Source organism: Streptomyces sp. XY431 (assembly GCF_001279805.1).
GTDB lineage: Bacteria > Actinomycetota > Actinomycetes > Streptomycetales > Streptomycetaceae > Kitasatospora > Kitasatospora purpeofusca.
In genome coordinates this window covers 1-17,271 of sequence record NZ_LGDO01000280.1, presented here as the reverse complement: position 1 = coordinate 17,271, position 17,271 = coordinate 1, and the positions used below count along the sequence as shown (strand labels likewise).

Here is a 17,271-nt window from a genome sequence, read left to right as displayed (position 1 = left end):
GATGAATCCGGACATCGGCGGCCGACGGCCGGTGCGGCAGACTGGTGCGCGACAGCGCGACAGCGCGACAGCAGGACAGCAGGACGCGGCGGGAGCCGGACGGGACACGGCGGACGCGAGCCGGGAGGAGGAGCCGTGGCACGGAGCGCGGAACCGGAGGACGGTCCGCCGGGCGGCGGCGCGCCGTTCGGGCTGATCGACGTGGCGGGGGACTCGATGGTGCCGACGCTGCGCGACGGGGACCAGCTGCTGGTCCGCTACGGCGCGCGGATCCGGCCCGGCGCGGTGGTGGTGTTCCGGCACCCGTTCCAGCAGAACCTGCTGGTGGTCAAGCGGGCCGACGGCCGTCGCCCCAAAGGCTGGTGGCTGCTCTCCGACAACCGGCCGGTGGACAGTGACAGCCGCAGCTACGGAGCGGTGCCGGACGAGCTGGTGCTCGGCCGGGTGCTGCTGCGGCTGCGCCCGCGCCCGGCCTGGCTGGCGCCCGGACGGCGGCTGGAGCGGCTGCTGCTGGCCGCCCCGCTGGCGCGGGTGCCCGGGCTCGCCCGCCGCCTCGGCGTCTGGATCCGGCCGGAGGAACTCCCGGTCCGCTAGTGCCCGGCCGCCGCGGCCTCCTGGGCCTCCAGGCGCTTGCGGGCCCGGTAGGCGGCGACATTGGCGCGGGTGGCGCAGCGGTCCGAACAGTACCGGCGGGACCGGTTGGTCGAGGTGTCCAGATAGGCGTTGCGGCAGGGCGCGGCCTGGCAGATGCCGAGCCGGTCGGCGCCCAGCTCGGTCAGGTGGACGGCCAGGCCCATGCAGGCGACGGCGCTGAAGTGCGCGGTGGCGGTCGGCGAGTTGTCGGCGAGGTGCAGGTGCCAGCGGGGCCGGCCGGCCGCGTCGAGGTAGTCGTGCCCGGAGACCAGCGGGCTGACCGGGAACTCCATCAGCAGGCTGTTCAGCAGGTCGACGCTGCGCACCTCCTCGCCCTCGGCGGCGGCCTCGAAGACCCCGCGCAGCCGGGTGCGGACGGCCCGCAGCCGGGGCAGGTCCGACTCGTCGGCGAGGTTGCGGGCACGCGAGGAGTCCGAGAACAGGGCGCGCACCCCGTCCACCGAGGTCAGCGAGTCGGTGCCGCGCTCGGGCTCCTCGGTGTTCACCAGCCGGACGGCCAGATCGGCGTACGAGGCGAGCTCCACGGTGGTCCTTCCAGAGATCGGTAACGGGCTGATTGCCTCCAGCCTATTACCCGCGGGGCGAAAGCGGGAAAAGCGCGGCGCCCGGCAGGTTCGGCCTGCCGGGCGCCGTCGACGGCTGTGCTCAGAGCACCTTGGAGAGGAAGGCGCGGGTGCGCTCGTGCTGCGGGTTGGAGAGGACCTCGCGGGGGGTGCCGGACTCGACCACCACACCGCCGTCCATGAACACCAGCGCGTCGCCGACCTCGCGGGCGAAGCCCATCTCGTGGGTGACCACGATCATGGTCATGCCCTCCTCGGCGAGCCCGCGCATGACGTCGAGCACCTCGCCGACCAGCTCGGGGTCGAGCGCCGAGGTCGGCTCGTCGAAGAGCATCAGCTTGGGCTTCATGGCGAGCGCCCGGGCGATCGCCACCCGCTGCTGCTGGCCGCCGGAGAGCTGGGAGGGGTAGTTCCCGCTCTTGTCGGCCAGGCCGACGCGCTCCAGCAGGGCCATCGAGCGCTCCCTGGCCTCGGCCCTGGACTCACGCTTGACCTGGACCGGCGCCTCCATCACGTTCTCCACCGCGGTCATGTGCGGGAAGAGGTTGAAGCGCTGGAACACCATGCCGATGTCCCGCCGCTTGAGCGCGACCTCGCGGTCCTTGAGCTCGTAGAGCTTGTCGCCCCGCTGCCGGTAGCCGACCATCTCGCCGTCCACCCAGAGGCGGCCGCCGTTGATCTTCTCCAGGTGGTTGATGCAGCGCAGGAAGGTGGACTTGCCGGAGCCGGACGGGCCGACCAGGCAGAACACCTCGCTCTGCTTGACCTCCAGGTCGATGCCCTTGAGCACCTCGACCAGGCCGTAGGACTTGCGGACGCCCTCGGACTTCACCATCGGGCCGCCGCCCGGGCCGCTGCCGGGCTCGTCGGCGGGGGTCTTGGTCAGGTCGGTCATGCGTGGCCACCTCCCTCGAGTCCGGGGACCACGTCGTTCTTGGCCTTCGGGGTGGGCCTGCCGCCGAACAGCAGCCGCAGCCGCTGGACCGGCGTGGGCGGCAGGGTCCGGTTCGCACCTCGAGCGTAGTGCCGCTCGATGTAGTACTGCCCCACGGTGAGGATCGAGGTCATGAGCAGGTAGTAGATGCTGACCGCGACCAGGACCGGGATGGTCTGGAAGGTCCGCGAGTAGATGTCGTGGCCGGCCGTGAACAACTCGGCCAGCGAGATGACCTGGACCAGCGAGGTGGTCTTGAGCATCGAGATGGTCTCGTTGCCGGTCGGCGGGATGATCACCCGCATCGCCTGCGGGAGCACGATCCGGCGCAGCGTGGCCGCGCGGCTCATGCCGAGCGCGTGGGCGGCCTCGGTCTGGCCCTCGTCGACGGACTGGATGCCGCCGCGGACGATCTCCGCCATGTACGCCGCCTCGTTGAGGCCGAGGCCCAGCAGGGCGGCGGTGAAGGTCGGGATGAGGGTGTTGGTCGACTCGGACCAGAGTTCGGGTCCGAACGGGATGCCGATCGACAGCTTCGGCCACAGGGCGCCCAGGAAGTTCCAGAACACCAGCTGCACCAGCACGGGGGTGCCGCGGAAGATCCAGATGTAGAACCAGGCCGTCCCCGACAGCAGGGGGTTCGGCGAGAGTCGCATGATCGCGAGGAGCACGCCGCCGACCACGCCCATCAGCATGGACAGGGCGGTCAGTTCGAGCGTCACCCAGATGCCGTGGATGATCTGCTCGTTGGTGAGCGTGTCTCTGACGACGTCCCACTGGAACGCGGGGTTGAAGATCAGGGCGTGGAGCAGCATCGCCGCGAGGACGACGATCACTACTGCTCCGGCCCAGCGTCCGGGGTGGCGCACCGGGACGGCCTTGATGGTCTCAGGCCGTCCCGATTTCACCGCCCCCTGCTCGGAAGATTTCACCTTGGGGCCTCAGGGGTGTGGTGGTGCGGAGGATCAGCTCTTGGCGGCGTTGATCTCGGACTTGTCGATCGCGCCGGCCTCGACGCCCCACTTCGCCAGGATCTGCTTGTAGGTGCCGTCGGCGATCAGCGACTGGACGGCGCCCTGGACGGCGGGGGAGAGCGGGGAACCCTTGTCGACGACGACGCCGTAGGGCGCGCTGTCGTAGGTCTCGCCGAGCTTCTCCAGCTGGCCGTTGGTCTGCTTGATCGCGTAGTCGACGACCGGGGAGTCGGCCATCATCACCTGGTCGCGGCCGGAGACCAGCGCGGTGGTGACGTCGGTCTGGAGGGTGAACTTGTCACCGTCGTTGGGGATGGCCGGCTTGTTGGCCTTGGCGCACTCCGGGTTGCGGACGTCGGTGATCTCCTGGGCCTGGGTGGTGCCGGTCTGGACGGCGACCTTCTTGCCGCAGAGGTCCTTGGGGTCGATCTTGTCCGGGTTGCCCTTCTTGACCGCGATGGCGCTGCCCGCGGTGAAGTAGGTGACCATGTCGACGGTCTGCTCGCGCTCCTTGGTGTCGGTGAAGGAGCTCATGCCGAGCTGGTACTTCTTCGCCGTGATGCCCGGGATGATCGAGGTGAAGTCGGCGTTCTGCACATCGGCGGTCAGGCCGAGCTTCTTGGCGATCGCGTCGGCCAGGTCGACGTCCAGGCCGACGATGTTGCCCTTGTCGTCCTTGAACTCGTTGGGCGCGTAGGAGGCGTCGGCGGCGACGATCAGCTTGCCGGAGGACTTGATGTCGGCGGGGACGAGCCCGGCGAGCGCGGGGTCGGCGGACACGGCGGCGACGCTGACGCTGGGGTTGGCCGCACTGCTGCCGCCGCTGGAGGAGGACTTGCTGCTGCCGCAGGCGGTCAGCACGAGCGACGCGGACGCGAGCACCGCCGCTGAGGCGAGGAGGCGGGTGCGCTGGGTACGGGCGATCATGGGGGATCTCCTCCTGAGGGAGAGGTCGGACGGGCGTGCCACGGGGGAGCGGCGCGCCGGAGCAGCAGGGCCGTACGGCGCTGTACGGCCGGGCAGGGAGAACACACAGGGTGGTACCGGGTACTGCTCTCCGCCACCGTCCGCCGAGGTGGGCGTTGACCGAACCGCCTCGACCAGTGGCCGGCTCGATCCGAGATGGGGGGAATCCTGCCATCTGATGACGCTCGGGTGGCCCTCATTCAGATCAAAATCGGATAACGGGGGCCCGCGCTGTCCGCTATTCGGACGAATACCGTGTCCCTGTCACCCTGCGTATAAGTATGCAGATCTCCCTGCGGTCTGCCCGGAGGCCCGGCCGCGCACTCGCCCGATCGTGCGCCCGCTCCGCGGCGGTCCGGACCCCCCGTCCGGACCCGGCTCAGATGCCTCCGTTGACCACCGCGTTCTGGGCCGCGCCGGCGGAGACGTTCCACTTGGCGAGGATCTTGTCGTACTCGCCGCTGCGGATCAGCTGGTCGATCGCCTTGGCCAGGACGTCGCGCAGCTCGGTGTCCTCCTTGCGCAGCGCGATCCCGTACGGGTTGGACCGGGACTGCGCGCCGCTCACCTCGAAGCGGTTGCCGCCGTCGGTGTTCTTCGCCGCGTGGGCGGCCACCGGGAAGTCGTTCAGGCCCGCCTGCGCCGCGCCGCCGGCGACCTCGGCCAGGGCCTTGGCGTCACTGTCGAACTTGTGGACGGTGAGCGGCTTGTTGGCGCGGGTGCAGGCGGTCACCTGGCGGGCGACGATCTCGTCCTGGGTGGTGCCGCTCTGCACCGCGACGGTCCGGCCGCAGAGGTCGTCCAGGCCGTGGATGCCCTTGGGGTTGCCCTTCGGCACCACGATCGAGGTGCCGGCGATGAAGTAGTCCACGAAGTCCACCGCGAGGCCGGTCGACTTGCCGGCCTCGTCCACGCCGTCCCGGCGCTGGCGGATGTCGCTGAGCGCGGACATCGCGACGTCGTACTGCTTGTGGTGGAGGTTCGGTATGAGCTTGTCGAAGGGAGTGTCGACGTACTCGATCCGGAGGTCGAGGATCCGGCCGAGGGCCGCTGCGATGTCCGGGTCCAGGCCGTCGGGCTTGCCGTCGCTGCCCCGGAACTCCACTGGCGGGTAGTTGACGTCCATCCCGATCCGGAGCACCTTGCCCGACTGCTGGGCGCTCGGGACCTTCGCCCGGAGCTGCTGGAGCGGGTCCTCGGCGGCGGTCCTGTCCCCGACGCAGCCGGTCAGCAGAAGGGTTCCGGCGGTGGTGAGGGCGAGCGCGGCGGTGGCCCGGCGGCGGGACTGGGCACGGTGGTGCATCGGTTGCTCCTGAGGGAGGGTGGGGAGGCGCCGCGGCATCGCGGAGGTGGACGCGAGATGGCGGAACAACGGATCCTCCCATCCCGACCTGCCGCGTCCGTGGGCGGGTGTGTCAGAATTCGGTACCGGGTGACCCCCGACGCTCGAACCGGACCGCCGGGCCGCAAACAGGCCCGGGGTGCACAGGAACGGAAGTCCAGAACGTCGACTCCGTATCCGGCGGCACCGGCCTCCATACCGTGTCCGTGTTCACTCCCGCGGGTGTGCGTACGTGTGCGCCATTGCCGCGGCCGGGGTCCGGTTCTCATGGTTCCTGGTGCCCACAGGTGGCCGTGAGGCGCATGACAACCATGTGACTTGGACGAAAAGGCATGGGTGCGATGCCCTCGTCCGACCTACGCTCGGCCCGGAAGCACAGCGCGGTCCACACGCGGACAACTCCATAAACCCTCATTTCGAGGCGCCCGTTCGACGGCGGCGCCCCGACCCAGCCTTCCCCCGGGGGCGCTTCGGCGTTCCCGGGTTCCGCTGACCGGCCGCCGGTCACCGGATGCCGGGACCGGCCGGGTCGTCCGCCCCGTCGGCCGGGTGTCCTCGCTCGATCAATGACGAAGAGGTCATCGTGGCAGCGGAGATCATCCACAGCAGTACTCAGGACACCGACGATCCGGTCGACGCCGTGTTCGCGCTCCACCGCGGCGGCAAGATGGAGGTCCGGGCGACCGTCCCGGTGCGCGACGCGGACGACCTGTCCCTCGCCTACACCCCCGGTGTCGCCCGCGTCTGCACGGCCATCGCCGAGCAGCCCGAGCTCGTGAACGACTACACCTGGAAGGCCAACACGGTGGCCGTGGTCACCGACGGCACCGCCGTGCTGGGCCTCGGCGACATCGGCCCCGAGGCCTCGCTGCCCGTCATGGAGGGCAAGGCGATCCTGTTCAAGCAGTTCGGCGGCGTGGACGCGGTGCCGATCGCGCTCGCCTGCACCGACGTGGACGAGATCGTCGAGACCGTGGTCCGGCTGGCCCCGTCCTTCGGCGGCGTCAACCTGGAGGACATCTCCGCCCCGCGCTGCTTCGAGATCGAGCGCAGGCTCCAGGAGGCCCTGGACATCCCGATCTTCCACGACGACCAGCACGGCACCGCGATCGTCACCACCGCCGCGCTCTGGAACGCGGCCAAGGTGACCGGCCGCGAGATCGGCTCGCTGCGTGCCGTCATCTCCGGCGCCGGCGCGGCCGGCATCGCCATCGCCAAGATGCTGCTGGCGGCCGGCATCGGCGACGTGGCCGTGTGCGACCGCAAGGGCGTGGTGCACCAGGGCCGCGAGGACCTGACCGACGTCAAGGCGGAGATCGCCGGGCTGACCAACCGGACCGGCCTCAAGGGCACCCTGGCCGACGCGATGGCCGGCGCCGACGTCTTCATCGGCGTCTCCGGCGGCACCGTGCCGGAGGAGGTCGTCGCGACCATGGCCGAGGGCGCGTTCGTCTTCGCCATGGCCAACCCGAACCCGGAGATCCACCCCGAGGTCGCGCACAAGTACGCCGCCGTGGTGGCCACCGGGCGCAGCGACTTCCCGAACCAGATCAACAACGTGCTGGCGTTCCCGGGCATCTTCGCCGGCGCGCTGCAGGTCCGGGCCACCCGGATCACCGAGGGCATGAAGCTGGCCGCCGCCAAGGCGCTGGCCGGCGTGGTGGCGGACGAGCTGACGCCGCAGAAGGTCATCCCCTCGCCGTTCGACGAGCGGGTCGCCCCGGCCGTCAGCAAGGCCGTCGCCGAGGCCGCCCGGGCCGAGGGCGTCGCCCGCCGCTAGCCGGTCCGAGACCGAACCCCGCCCGGGCCCGGGACACGCGTCACACTCACGCGTTGTTCCGGGCCCGGGGGCGTTCTGGCTATCGTCCGGTGCATGTTTGCTGCCTATGCCGCACGAATCGACGCCGACGACCCGCTGAGCGGGCTGGAGTTGGGCGAACGCCCCGAACCCGTGGCCCGGCCGGGCTGGAGCGTGGTCACGGTCCGGGCCGCCAGCCTGAACCACCACGACCTCTGGTCGCTGCGCGGGGTCGGGCTGCCCGCCGGGAAGCTGCCGATGATCCTCGGCTGCGACGCCGCCGGCATCGACGAGCACGGCAACGAGGTGGTCCTGCACTCCGTGATCGGCCAGACCGGCCACGGGGTCGGCCCGGACGAGCCGCGCTCGATCCTGACCGAGCGCTACCAGGGCACCTTCGCCCAGCAGGTGGCCGTCCCCACCTGGAACCTGCTGCCCAAGCCCGCCGGACTCTCCTTCGAGGAGGCCGCCTGCCTGCCCACGGCCTGGCTGACGGCCTATCGGATGCTGTTCACCAACGCCGGGGTGAAGCCCGGCGACACCGTGCTGGTGCAGGGCGCCGGCGGCGGGGTGTCGACCGCGCTGGTGGTCCTCGGCAAGGCGGCCGGCCTGCGGGTCTGGGTCACCGGCCGGGACGGGGCCAAGCGGGACCGGGCGGTGGAGCTCGGCGCCGACGCGGCGTTCCCGAGCGGGGCCAGGCTGCCCGAGCGGGTGGACGCGGTGATGGAGACGGTCGGCGCCGCGACCTGGTCGCACTCGGTGAAGTCGCTGCGCCCGGGCGGCACGATCGTCATCTCCGGGGCCACCTCGGGCCCCAGCCCGGCGGCCGCCGAACTGAACCGGATCTTCTTCCTGGAGCTGCGGGTGGTCGGCTCGACCATGGGGACCAAGGAGGAGCTGGCCGGGCTGCTGTCGTTCTGCGCCACCACCGGGGTCCGGCCGGTGATCGACTCGGTGCTGCCGCTGGACGGGGCGCCGGACGCGCTCGCCCGGCTGGCCAAGGGCGAGGTGTTCGGCAAGCTCGTCCTGACGCCGTGAGCCGCTGAGCCCGTGAGCCCGTGAGCCCGTGACGCCATGAGCCCGTGACGCCGCGACGCGCCGGTGCCCGGCTCCCTGTACGGGGAGCCGGGCACCGGCGCGTCGCGGCGGGCCCGGTCAGGAACGGTCGAGCAGGCGCTTCAGCCGCTCGCCGGCGGTGCCGAGGACGGCGCGGGCCTCGGCCAGCCGGGCGGGGGTCACCCCGCCGTCCCTGGCCGCGTCGCGGACCTGGTCGCGGAAGCGGTCGAGCAGCCGCTCCAGCTCCCGGGCCGGGTCGCCGGCCGGGTCGACGGCGGTCCACCCGGGCAGATCGGCCGGGACGGCGCCGGCCGGCCCGTCCAGGTCGGTCTTGTCCAGGTCGATCCGGGTGACGGTGACCCGCTCGGCGGCGGCGTCCTCCTTCGACTCCCCGTGCTGTCCCCAGCGGGCCGCGTCGGCCAGCCCGGCCAGGCCCTTGGTCAGCTCGGAGAGCCCCTCGGCCAGCCCGGTCGGCCAGTCGCCGCGCGCCGCGTGCTCGCGGACCTGCTGCTCCACCCGGCGCTTGATCCGCAGCGCCTCCTGCTGGGCCGCGGTCCGGGCCGCCCTGGACTGCTCGCGCAGCCGGCGGGCCTCCTCCTCGGCGGCCTTCGCCTTGGCCTTGGCGGCCTTCTCCTGCTCCTTGGCGCGCTTGGCCTGCTCCTTGGCCTGCCGCTTGAAGGCGGCGAACTCCTCCTTGGCGCGCTGCCAGGCGGCCTGGTCGCCCCACGGCCCGGCCCACGGGTTCCCGGCGTTCTCCGGGCCCTGCTCCCCGGAGTCCGGGGCGCCGCGCCTGGCCTGCTCGGCCGCCGCGCCCCAGAGCTGCTCGCGCAGGTCCTGGGCGCTGTCCCGGACGTCCTCGCGGATCGCCCCGGCGAGCTGGGTCACCGAGTCGTGGATCTCCAGCTCAAGATCGTCCAGCTCGCCCTGCCGGGTGGCGAGTTCGGCGCGCCCGGCGTCGGTGAGCCGGTAGACCTTGCGACCGCCCTCGGTGCTGTGGGCGACCAGCCCCTCCTGCTCCAGCTTGGCGAGCCGCGGGTAGACGGTGCCGGCGGAGGGCGCGTACAGGCCCTGGAAGCGCTCCTCCAGCAGGCGGATGACCTCGTAGCCGTGGCGCGGGGCCTCGTCGAGCAGCTTGAGCAGGTAGAGCCGGAGCCGGCCGTGGCCGAAGACGGGGGTCATGTCAGGCCTCCTTGGTCAGGTCGGGGCCGGTGCCGGGGGCGTCGGACTTGGTGAGGTCGGGGGCGGGCAGCTCCCGGGCGGCGCGGGTGTCGTCCTCGGCCTCCGGCCGCTGGAGCACGGTGACCGCGCCGGAGACGGTGGTGACCGAGAGGCTGCCGCTGCCGTCGCCGAGCTGGCCGGAGAGGCGCTTGGTGCCCCAGCTGCCGGCGACGGTGAGCTCCTCGAAGCCGGAGGAGAGGTCGCCGCTGGTGGTGCCGGCCTCGACCTTGGTGTCGGTCAGCGGGGGCAGTCGGACGCCGACCGCGCCGCTGACCGTGTTGACCTTGATCTGCGCGGGGGTGGCGGCCGCGAGGTCCAGGGTGACCGCGCCGGTGACGGCGTTGGCGCTCACCTTCTCGGCGGTGCCGGCGAGTACGGTGAGCCGGCCGGAGACGGTGTTCAGCCGCAGCTGCCCGGCCACCGACTGGGCGTCCACGTCGCCGGTGACGGTGCTGGCGTCGGTCCGCCCGGCCAGGCCGACCAGGGTGATGTCGGCGTTGGCGGTCTGCGTCGAGACGTGCTCGGTGAAGCCGGAGACCGTCGTCGCGGCGGAGACGGTGCCGACCTTGACCTCGGTGCCGGCCGGGACGGTCACGGTGACGGCGGCGGTCCGCTTGCGCTTGAAGGAGGAGAAGAAGCCCTTCACCGACTCGACCGACTTGAGCACGTCGCCGAACTCGTTCCAGCTGCTGAGGTCCTTGTAGGTGACGGTGAGGACGCCGTCGACCAGGGTGACGTGCAGCGGCTCGCCCTTGAGCTCGGTGACCTCCAGCCGGGCGGGGCCCTCGGCGGCGACCACGTTGACCGTGCCGTCGATGATCCGCACCTGGAGCGTCCGGACCGTCTCCTCGATGGTGATCCTGTCGGGTCCTTCGACCGTCCACTGGCTCATCTCTGCCGCCTCCCGTTGATTCGACTCGCGATGTATCGCGTCCTCTTCCAAAGACGATATATCGCGTGACGGCGAAGTCAAGGGAGTCCGACCCCGAGGCCGACCCGGAGCGGACCCGGAGCGGACCCCGAGACCCGCCCCTACGGGGAGCAGACGCGAGGGCCCGGAGGCGGTTGCCTCCGGGCCCTCACAATCACCGTTTCACCGTTTCACCGTTTCACCGTTTCACCGGGTCACCGGGTCACTCGTCGTCCTCGTCGTCGAGCCTGGCCAGCCAGGTGGCCAGCCGCTCGACCGGGACCTCGAAGTCCGGGTTGAGGTCGACGAACTCGCGCAGGCGCTCGGCCAGCCACTCGAAGGTGACCTCCTCGTCGCCGCGCCGGCTCGCCAGCTCCTCGATGCCTCGGTCGGTGAAGTACACGGTTCGCTCCGGTCCGGTGGGGATTCGACCTGGTCAGGATAGACGGGTCAGCTGGCGCGCCAGGTGCTGACGGTGAGCTTGACCGCGCCGGTGGTGACGTCGGCGACCTCGACCACCGCGATGGCGATGTTGCGGGTGACCCGGTCCCGGATGCAGAGCAGGCGGCCCGGCGAGACCCGGTTGAAGGACAGGTCGGTGTCCGGCCGGGAGTCGATCGCGACGGCGCACTGGTCGGGCGTCACGGTGGACTCGGTGATCACCGCGAAGTCCGACTTGTTGTCGCCCGCCGCGACGAAGGAGTTGGCCTTGCTGCTGCTGATGCTGCCGCTGGCGTTCAGGCCCAGGCCCCACTTGAGGTCGGTGCCGCGCGGCACCACCGTCCCGGCGTCCAGGTCGATCCGGTAGGAGTCGTAGTAGGCGTCGGTGCCGGGGATGGACAGCGGCTTCTGCACCAGCAGCGGGGAGTAGCCGGTCGGCCGGGCCGGCGCGGTCACACCGGTGCCGGACGTGGCCGACGGGGCCGAGGTCACCGCCCCGGCGGCGGAGCCGGCGGGCTTGGTCGCGGACGGGGTGGGGGTGGTCGCGGGGGTGGTCGCGGCCGCGGAGGCGCTGCCCGCCGGCGGCGCGGCCGGCTGGGAGCTTCCCGAGCCCGCGCTCGACTGGTGGGCGGAGTTCTTCTTGTCGTCGTCCTTGAACTTGGCCATCAGCACGACACCGCCAGCCGTGCCGCCGACCGCCATCACCAGGGCGACGGTCAGCAGCACCTTCCAGGAGACACCGCCCTTGCGGGCCGGCGCCGGCGCGGGCGCCGGGCTGTCGGTGACCACCGGGCCGGGCGGCGGGGTGTCGTAGGACGGCGGCTCCGGCCGCAGCTGGACGGTGGGCGGGGCGCCGAGCAGCGGGCCGGTGGGGGCCTCGCCGGTCGGCTGCGCGCCGCCGTACGCGCCGAGCGGCGGCGGGACGAAGCCGGGCGGCGGGGTGTCCGGACGGACGGGGCCGAAGCCGGGCGGCGGCGGGCCGAAGGAGGGCGCGGTGGCCGCATGGGTGGCGGGCGCCCCGGCCGGCGGCGGCGGAGTGAGCGGGGACTGCCCGGTCGGCGGCCCGGAGGGCTGCGGGGGCGCGGCCGGCAGCGGGGTGGGCGGAGTCTTCGGCAGGTCCGAGCGGCGGGGGATCTCGGTGTTGACCTGCCGGGGCAGCCAGTCGTCGGCGAAGCGCAGCTGGCCGCCGACCGACGGGTGGTTGCGGGCGATCTCGATGATCTCGGCGGGCTTGGGCCGGTCCTCCGGGGACTTCGCGAGGCAGCGCAGGACCAGCTCGCGCAGGTCGGCCGGCACGGCGTCCAGTTCGGGCTGCTCGTGCACCACCCGGTAGAGCACGGCGGTGTCCGGGCCGTCGCCGAACGGCGCGCTGCCGCCGGCCACGTACGCGGCCAGCGCGCCGAGCGCGAACACGTCGGTCGCCGGGCTGACCGGGCGGCCCTGGGCCTGCTCCGGGGACATGAAGGCGGGCGAGCCGATCCGGTAGCCGGTGCCGGTCAGGGCGGTGGCGTCGGCGGCCCGGGCGATACCGAAGTCGATCACCCGCGGGCCGTCGCCGGCCACCAGCACATTGGCCGGCTTGAGGTCGCGGTGGACCACCTCGACGCTGTGGATGGCCTGCAGCGCCTCGGCGATGCCGCCCATCAGCAGCAGCACGGTGCGCACCGGCAGCGCGCCGTTCTCGCGGACCACCTGCTGCAGCGACGGCCCGGGGACGTAGGCGGTGACCAGCCACGGCGCGTCCGAGTCCAGACCGCCGGAGTCGATCACCTGGGCGGTGTAGAGGCCGTGGATGCGCTGGGCGTTGGAGACCTCCTGGGCGAACCGGCGGCGGAACTCGCTGTCCTCGGCGAACTCCGGGCGGACCACCTTGAGCGCCACCGGCCGACCGCCGGGCGTGTAGGAGAGGTAGACGCGGCCCATGCCGCCGGCCCCGAGGCGGGCGAACAGCCGGTAGCCGCCCACCTCCCTGGGGTCGTCGGGGAGCAGCGGCTGGAAGACCGGCGGGAGGGGTGAGGCGGCGGCGTCCCGTGGCGTGTCGGCGGTCATGCGGTTTTGATCCCCCTGGGAGAGCGGTGAGGTCCACCGGATTCCGCCGGTGGGCGCGACGACGGGCACCCGGCCGACGGTCCGGCGAGGCTTAACCTATCGATCCGTCAGCCGCCCGCGCAGGTCGGTGCCGCTTTGGTTGCAGAGCTGGGACCTTCGCACACGGCGCGGACACGGCCCGCCCGGGCCCTCCGCCGCGCCCGGGGACGACGGCGGCCCCCCGCTTCCCTGGGATCCAGGGAGGCGGGGGGCCGTTGCCGTGCGTGCGGCCGACCGGTGGGAACCGGTGCGTCAGATCGTGAAGATCTCCTCCAGCAGCGCCTGCTGCTCGGCGCCGTGGCGCTTGGCCGAGCCGACCGCCGGGGCCGAGGAGGCCGTGCGGGCGACGCGGCGCAGCCGCGAGCCGTCGGCGCTGCGGCCGACGACGACCTGGAGGTGGTCGACCAGGTTCATCGCGATGAACGGCCAGGCACCCTGGTTGGCCGGCTCCTCCTGCGCCCAGACGAACTGGACGTCGTCGCCGTACTTGGCCAGCTCCTCCTGGAGCTCGGCCACCGGCAGCGGGTAGAGCCGCTCGACCCGGACGATCGCGGTGTCGGTGATGCCGCGCTCGGTGCGGGCCGCCTCCACGTCGTAGTAGAACTTGCCGGCGGTGATGACGACCTTGCGGACGTTCGCCGGGTCGACGGTGGTGTCACCGATGACCGGGCGGAACGAGCCGGACAGGAACTCCTCGGTGGCACTCGCCGCGGCCTTCAGACGCAGCATCGACTTCGGGGTGAAGACGATCAGCGGCTTGTGGTGCGGGTTGTGCGCCTGCCAGCGCAGCAGGTGGAAGTAGTTCGACGGCAGGGTCGGCATGGCGACCGTCATGTTGTCCTGCGCGCACATCTGCAGGAAGCGCTCCGGGCGGGCGGACGAGTGGTCCGGGCCCTGGCCCTCGTAGCCGTGCGGCAGGAGCAGGGTGACGCCCGAGTGCTGGCCCCACTTCTGCTCGGCGGAGGCGATGTACTCGTCCACCATGGTCTGCGCGCCGTTGACGAAGTCGCCGAACTGCGCCTCCCACATGACCAGCGCGTTCGGGCGGGTCAGCGAGTAGCCGTACTCGAAGCCCATCGCCGCGTACTCGGACAGCAGGCTGTCGTACACGGTGTAGCGGGCCTGGTCCTCGGTGAGGTACTGCAGCGGGGTGTAGTCCTCGCCGGTGGCCCGGTCGATCAGGACGGCGTGCCGCTGGCCGAAGGTGCCGCGGCGGCTGTCCTGGCCGGCCAGGCGGACCGGGTGGCCCTCCATGAGCAGCGAGCCGATGGCGAGGGTCTCGCCCATCGCCCAGTCGATGGTGTTGTCCTCGACCGAGCCGGCGCGGCGCTGCAGCTGCGGCAGCAGTCGCGGGTGGACGGTCAGCCAGTCCGGCAGGTTGACCTGCGAGGCGGCGATCCGCTTGACCATCTCCTCGGAGATGCCGGTCCGGATGGTGACCGGGAAGTCGGCGACCGGCTTGCCGTTGGTGGCGGCGGCCGGGGTCTGGGCGGCGTCGCGGACCTCGGCGAACACCTTCTCCAGCTGGCCCTGGAAGTCCTGGAGCGCCTGCTCCGCCTCTTCCATGGTGATGTCGCCGCGACCGATCAGGCCCTCGGTGTACAGCTTGCGCACCGAGCGCTTCTTGTCGATCAGGTCGTACATCAGCGGCTGGGTGAACGACGGGTTGTCGGCCTCGTTGTGACCGCGGCGGCGGTAGCAGATGAGGTCGATCACGACGTCCTTGTGGAACTCCTGGCGGAACTCGAAGGCGAGCCGCGCGACGCGGACCACGGCCTCCGGGTCGTCGCCGTTCACATGGAAGATCGGGGCCTCGATCATGCGGGCCACGTCGGTGCAGTACATCGAGGAGCGGCTGGAGGCCGGGGCGGCGGTGAAGCCGACCTGGTTGTTCACCACGACGTGCACGGTGCCGCCGGTGCGGTAGCCGCGCAGCTGCGACATGTTCAGGGTCTCCGCGACGACGCCCTGGCCGGCGAAGGCCGCGTCGCCGTGGATCTGGATCGGCAGCACCGGGAAGGTCGTGCCGCCCTGGTCCAGGATGTCCTGCTTGGCGCGGGCGATGCCCTCGACGACCGGGTCCACGGCCTCCAGGTGGGAGGGGTTCGCGGCCAGCGAGACCTTGATGGTCTCGCCGTCCAGGCCGGTGAAGGTGCCCTCGGAGCCGAGGTGGTACTTCACGTCGCCGGAGCCGTGCATCGACTTCGGGTCGAGGTTGCCCTCGAACTCGCCGAAGATCTTGCCGTACGGCTTGCCGACGATGTTGGCCAGCACGTTGAGGCGGCCGCGGTGGGCCATGCCGATGACGGCCTCGTCCAGGCGGTGCTCGGCCGCCGAGTCGATGGTGGCGTCCAGCAGCGGGATGAGCGACTCGCCGCCCTCCAGCGAGAAGCGCTTCTGCCCGACGTACTTGGTCTGCAGGAAGGTCTCGAAGGCCTCGGCCGAGTTCAGCCGGCGCAGGATGCGCAGCTGCTCCTCGCGCTCCGGCTTGGTGTACGGCTTCTCCAGGCGCTCCTGCAGCCACTTGCGCTGCTTCGGGTCCTGGATGTGCATGTACTCGATGCCGACCGTGCGGCAGTACGTGTTGCGCAGCAGGCCGAGGATGTCGCGGAGCTTCATCATCCGCTGGCCGCCGAAGCCGCCGACCGCGAACTCGCGCTCCAGGTCCCACAGGGTGAGGCCGTGGGTGGTGACGTCCAGGTCGGGGTGCTTGCGCTGCTTGTACTCCAGCGGGTCGGTGTCGGCCATGAGGTGGCCGCGGACCCGGTAGGAGTGGATCAGCTCGATGACGCGGGCGGTCTTGTTGACCTCGTCGTCGTGCGTGGTGGCGACGTCGGTGGCCCAGCGGACCGGCTCGTACGGGATCCGGAGCGACTCGAAGATCTCGTCGTAGAAGCCGTTCTGCCCGAGCAGCAGCTGGTGGATCGTGCGCAGGAACTCGCCCGACGCCGCGCCCTGGATGACGCGGTGGTCGTAGGTCGAGGTCAGCGTCATGATCTTGGAGACGCCGAGCCGGGCCAGGGTCTCCGGGGCGGAGCCCTGGAACTCGGCCGGGTACTCCATGGCGCCGACGCCGACGATGGTGCCCTGGTTCTGCATCAGGCGCGGCACGGAGTGCACGGTGCCGATGCCGCCGGGGTTGGTCAGCGAGACCGTGACGCCGGTGAAGTCGTCCATGGTCAGCTTGTTGGCGCGGGCCCGGCGGACGATGTCCTCGTAGGCCTGCCAGAAGCCGAAGAAGTCGAGGGTCTCGGCCTTCTTGATCGCCGCGACGACGAGCTGGCGGTCGCCGTTCGGCTTGACCAGGTCGATGGCCAGGCCGAGGTTCACGTGCTCGGGCTTGACCAGGTAGGACTTGCCGTCCTCCACCTTGTAGCTGTGGTTCATGCCCGGGGAGGCCTTGACGGCCTGGACCAGGGCGTAACCGATCAGGTGGGTGAAGGAGACCTTGCCACCGCGGGCGCGCTGCAGGTGGTTGTTGATGACAATGCGGTTGTCGATCAGCAGCTTGGCCGGGACGGCGCGGACCGAGGTGGCGGTCGGCACCTCCAGCGAGGCGTCCATGTTGGTGGCGACGGCCTTGGCCGGGCCGCGGAGCTGAACCAGCTCGGGGCCCGCGCTCGCGACGGCCGGCGCGGGCGCCGGGGCGGCGGCCTTGGGCGCCGGGGGCGCGGCCGGAGGGGCGGCGAGCGGCGCGGGAGCCGCAGGGGCCGCCGGAGCCGTCGGGGCCTGCTGCACCGGCGCGGGGGCGGCCGGGGCTGCGGGGGCCTGGACGGCCGGAGCGGACGCGGGGGCGGCGGCGGGGGTCGGCGTCACGCCGACCTGGGTCGCGGCCTGGGTCACTGGGGTCACCTCGGTACCGGGCTTGTAGTCGGCGAAAAAGTCCCACCAGGCTCGGTCGACCGAGTTCGGGTCCTGGAGGTACTGCTGGTAGATCTCGTCGACGAGCCACTCATTGGGGCCGAAGCCAGTGGAGCTAGCCGAGCTGTTGGGGTGTTCAGGGGACTGTGGCGACACGGCGGCAACCGCCCTCTTCCGCTTCCTTTTGGGATGTTTGGACAGCGGGGATTAAGGCTACGCCTCCGATCAGTGATCGCGCAGTCCCCGGGGGGCAGGCGTCGCCCAGATCACAGTCCTGACCTGCGGTTTGGCTGGAAATGTGCGTTAGAAAGCCACATCGGCGGGGAACCGACCGCTTCCGATCGCCATCCAAACGCTGACAAATACGGACAAAGGCGGGCGTCGGTCCTCTTTGTGCACTGTGTCGGATCTGTGACATCCGTCCCGGTGCCTGTGACATCCGCCCCGGTGCCGCCGGTCCGTCCGC

13 protein-coding genes are annotated in these 17,271 nt (G+C 71.6%); 3 read left to right on the top strand and 10 right to left on the bottom strand.

Annotated features, from left to right (window positions below; genetic code table 11):
- Window positions 1–216 precede the first annotated feature (216 nt).
- Entirely contained in the window at window positions 217–594 is a 378-nt protein-coding gene (gene sodX, locus ADK60_RS23600) for a nickel-type superoxide dismutase maturation protease (protein ID WP_078896343.1), read from the top strand.
- Here sodX and ADK60_RS23595 read toward each other — a convergent pair.
- From ADK60_RS23595 to ADK60_RS23575, 5 genes are all read right to left on the bottom strand, one after another.
- Entirely contained in the window at window positions 591–1,178 is a 588-nt protein-coding gene (locus ADK60_RS23595) for a CGNR zinc finger domain-containing protein (protein ID WP_053648739.1), read from the bottom strand. The genes sodX and ADK60_RS23595 overlap by 4 nt on opposite strands.
- 121 nt (window positions 1,179–1,299) lie before the next feature.
- Window positions 1,300–2,112, bottom strand: coding sequence for an amino acid ABC transporter ATP-binding protein (locus ADK60_RS23590; RefSeq protein ID WP_353651769.1), 813 nt, complete (start codon window positions 2,110–2,112; stop codon window positions 1,300–1,302).
- Window positions 2,109–3,059, bottom strand: a complete 951-nt coding sequence (locus tag ADK60_RS23585) for an amino acid ABC transporter permease (protein ID WP_234325901.1) — start codon at window positions 3,057–3,059, stop codon at window positions 2,109–2,111. The genes ADK60_RS23590 and ADK60_RS23585 overlap by 4 nt, the downstream gene beginning before the upstream one ends.
- Window positions 3,060–3,116: 57 nt before the next feature.
- Complete coding sequence (locus ADK60_RS23580) at window positions 3,117–4,052, bottom strand: ABC transporter substrate-binding protein (RefSeq protein WP_053648737.1); 936 nt, start codon at window positions 4,050–4,052, stop codon at window positions 3,117–3,119.
- A 418-nt stretch (window positions 4,053–4,470) separates the two neighbouring features.
- On the bottom strand, window positions 4,471–5,394 hold the full coding sequence (locus ADK60_RS23575; RefSeq protein ID WP_045939229.1) for an ABC transporter substrate-binding protein: 924 nt from the start codon (window positions 5,392–5,394) through the stop codon (window positions 4,471–4,473).
- 622 nt (window positions 5,395–6,016) lie between these two features.
- On the opposite strand from ADK60_RS23575, the gene ADK60_RS23570 reads away from it, so the two are divergent.
- The gene (locus ADK60_RS23570; protein ID WP_045939228.1) at window positions 6,017–7,213 is read left to right on the top strand and encodes an NAD(P)-dependent malic enzyme; all 1,197 of its coding nucleotides are present in this window, start codon (window positions 6,017–6,019) and stop codon (window positions 7,211–7,213) included.
- Window positions 7,214–7,306: 93 nt separating this feature from the next.
- Window positions 7,307–8,269 (top strand): zinc-binding dehydrogenase, encoded by a 963-nt coding sequence (locus ADK60_RS23565; protein ID WP_053648735.1) that lies wholly within the window; start codon window positions 7,307–7,309, stop codon window positions 8,267–8,269.
- Between the two features lie 117 nt (window positions 8,270–8,386).
- Here the strand turns inward: ADK60_RS23565 and ADK60_RS23560 are convergent, their stop codons facing one another.
- From ADK60_RS23560 to ADK60_RS23540, 5 genes are all read right to left on the bottom strand, one after another.
- On the bottom strand, window positions 8,387–9,466 hold the full coding sequence (locus tag ADK60_RS23560) for a PadR family transcriptional regulator (RefSeq protein WP_045939226.1): 1,080 nt from the start codon (window positions 9,464–9,466) through the stop codon (window positions 8,387–8,389).
- Between the two features lies 1 nt (window position 9,467).
- Window positions 9,468–10,397 (bottom strand): DUF4097 family beta strand repeat-containing protein, encoded by a 930-nt coding sequence (locus ADK60_RS23555; RefSeq protein ID WP_045939225.1) that lies wholly within the window; start codon window positions 10,395–10,397, stop codon window positions 9,468–9,470.
- Between the two features lie 241 nt (window positions 10,398–10,638).
- A complete protein-coding gene (locus ADK60_RS23550) occupies window positions 10,639–10,818 on the bottom strand; it encodes a DUF6104 family protein (RefSeq protein WP_030392846.1) in 180 nt (59 codons plus the stop codon).
- A 47-nt stretch (window positions 10,819–10,865) separates the two neighbouring features.
- Entirely contained in the window at window positions 10,866–12,905 is a 2,040-nt protein-coding gene (locus tag ADK60_RS46875; RefSeq protein WP_053648733.1) for a serine/threonine-protein kinase, read from the bottom strand.
- A 291-nt stretch (window positions 12,906–13,196) separates the two neighbouring features.
- The gene (locus ADK60_RS23540; RefSeq protein WP_053648732.1) at window positions 13,197–16,961 is read right to left on the bottom strand and encodes a multifunctional oxoglutarate decarboxylase/oxoglutarate dehydrogenase thiamine pyrophosphate-binding subunit/dihydrolipoyllysine-residue succinyltransferase subunit; all 3,765 of its coding nucleotides are present in this window, start codon (window positions 16,959–16,961) and stop codon (window positions 13,197–13,199) included.
- Window positions 16,962–17,271: the final 310 nt, after the last annotated feature.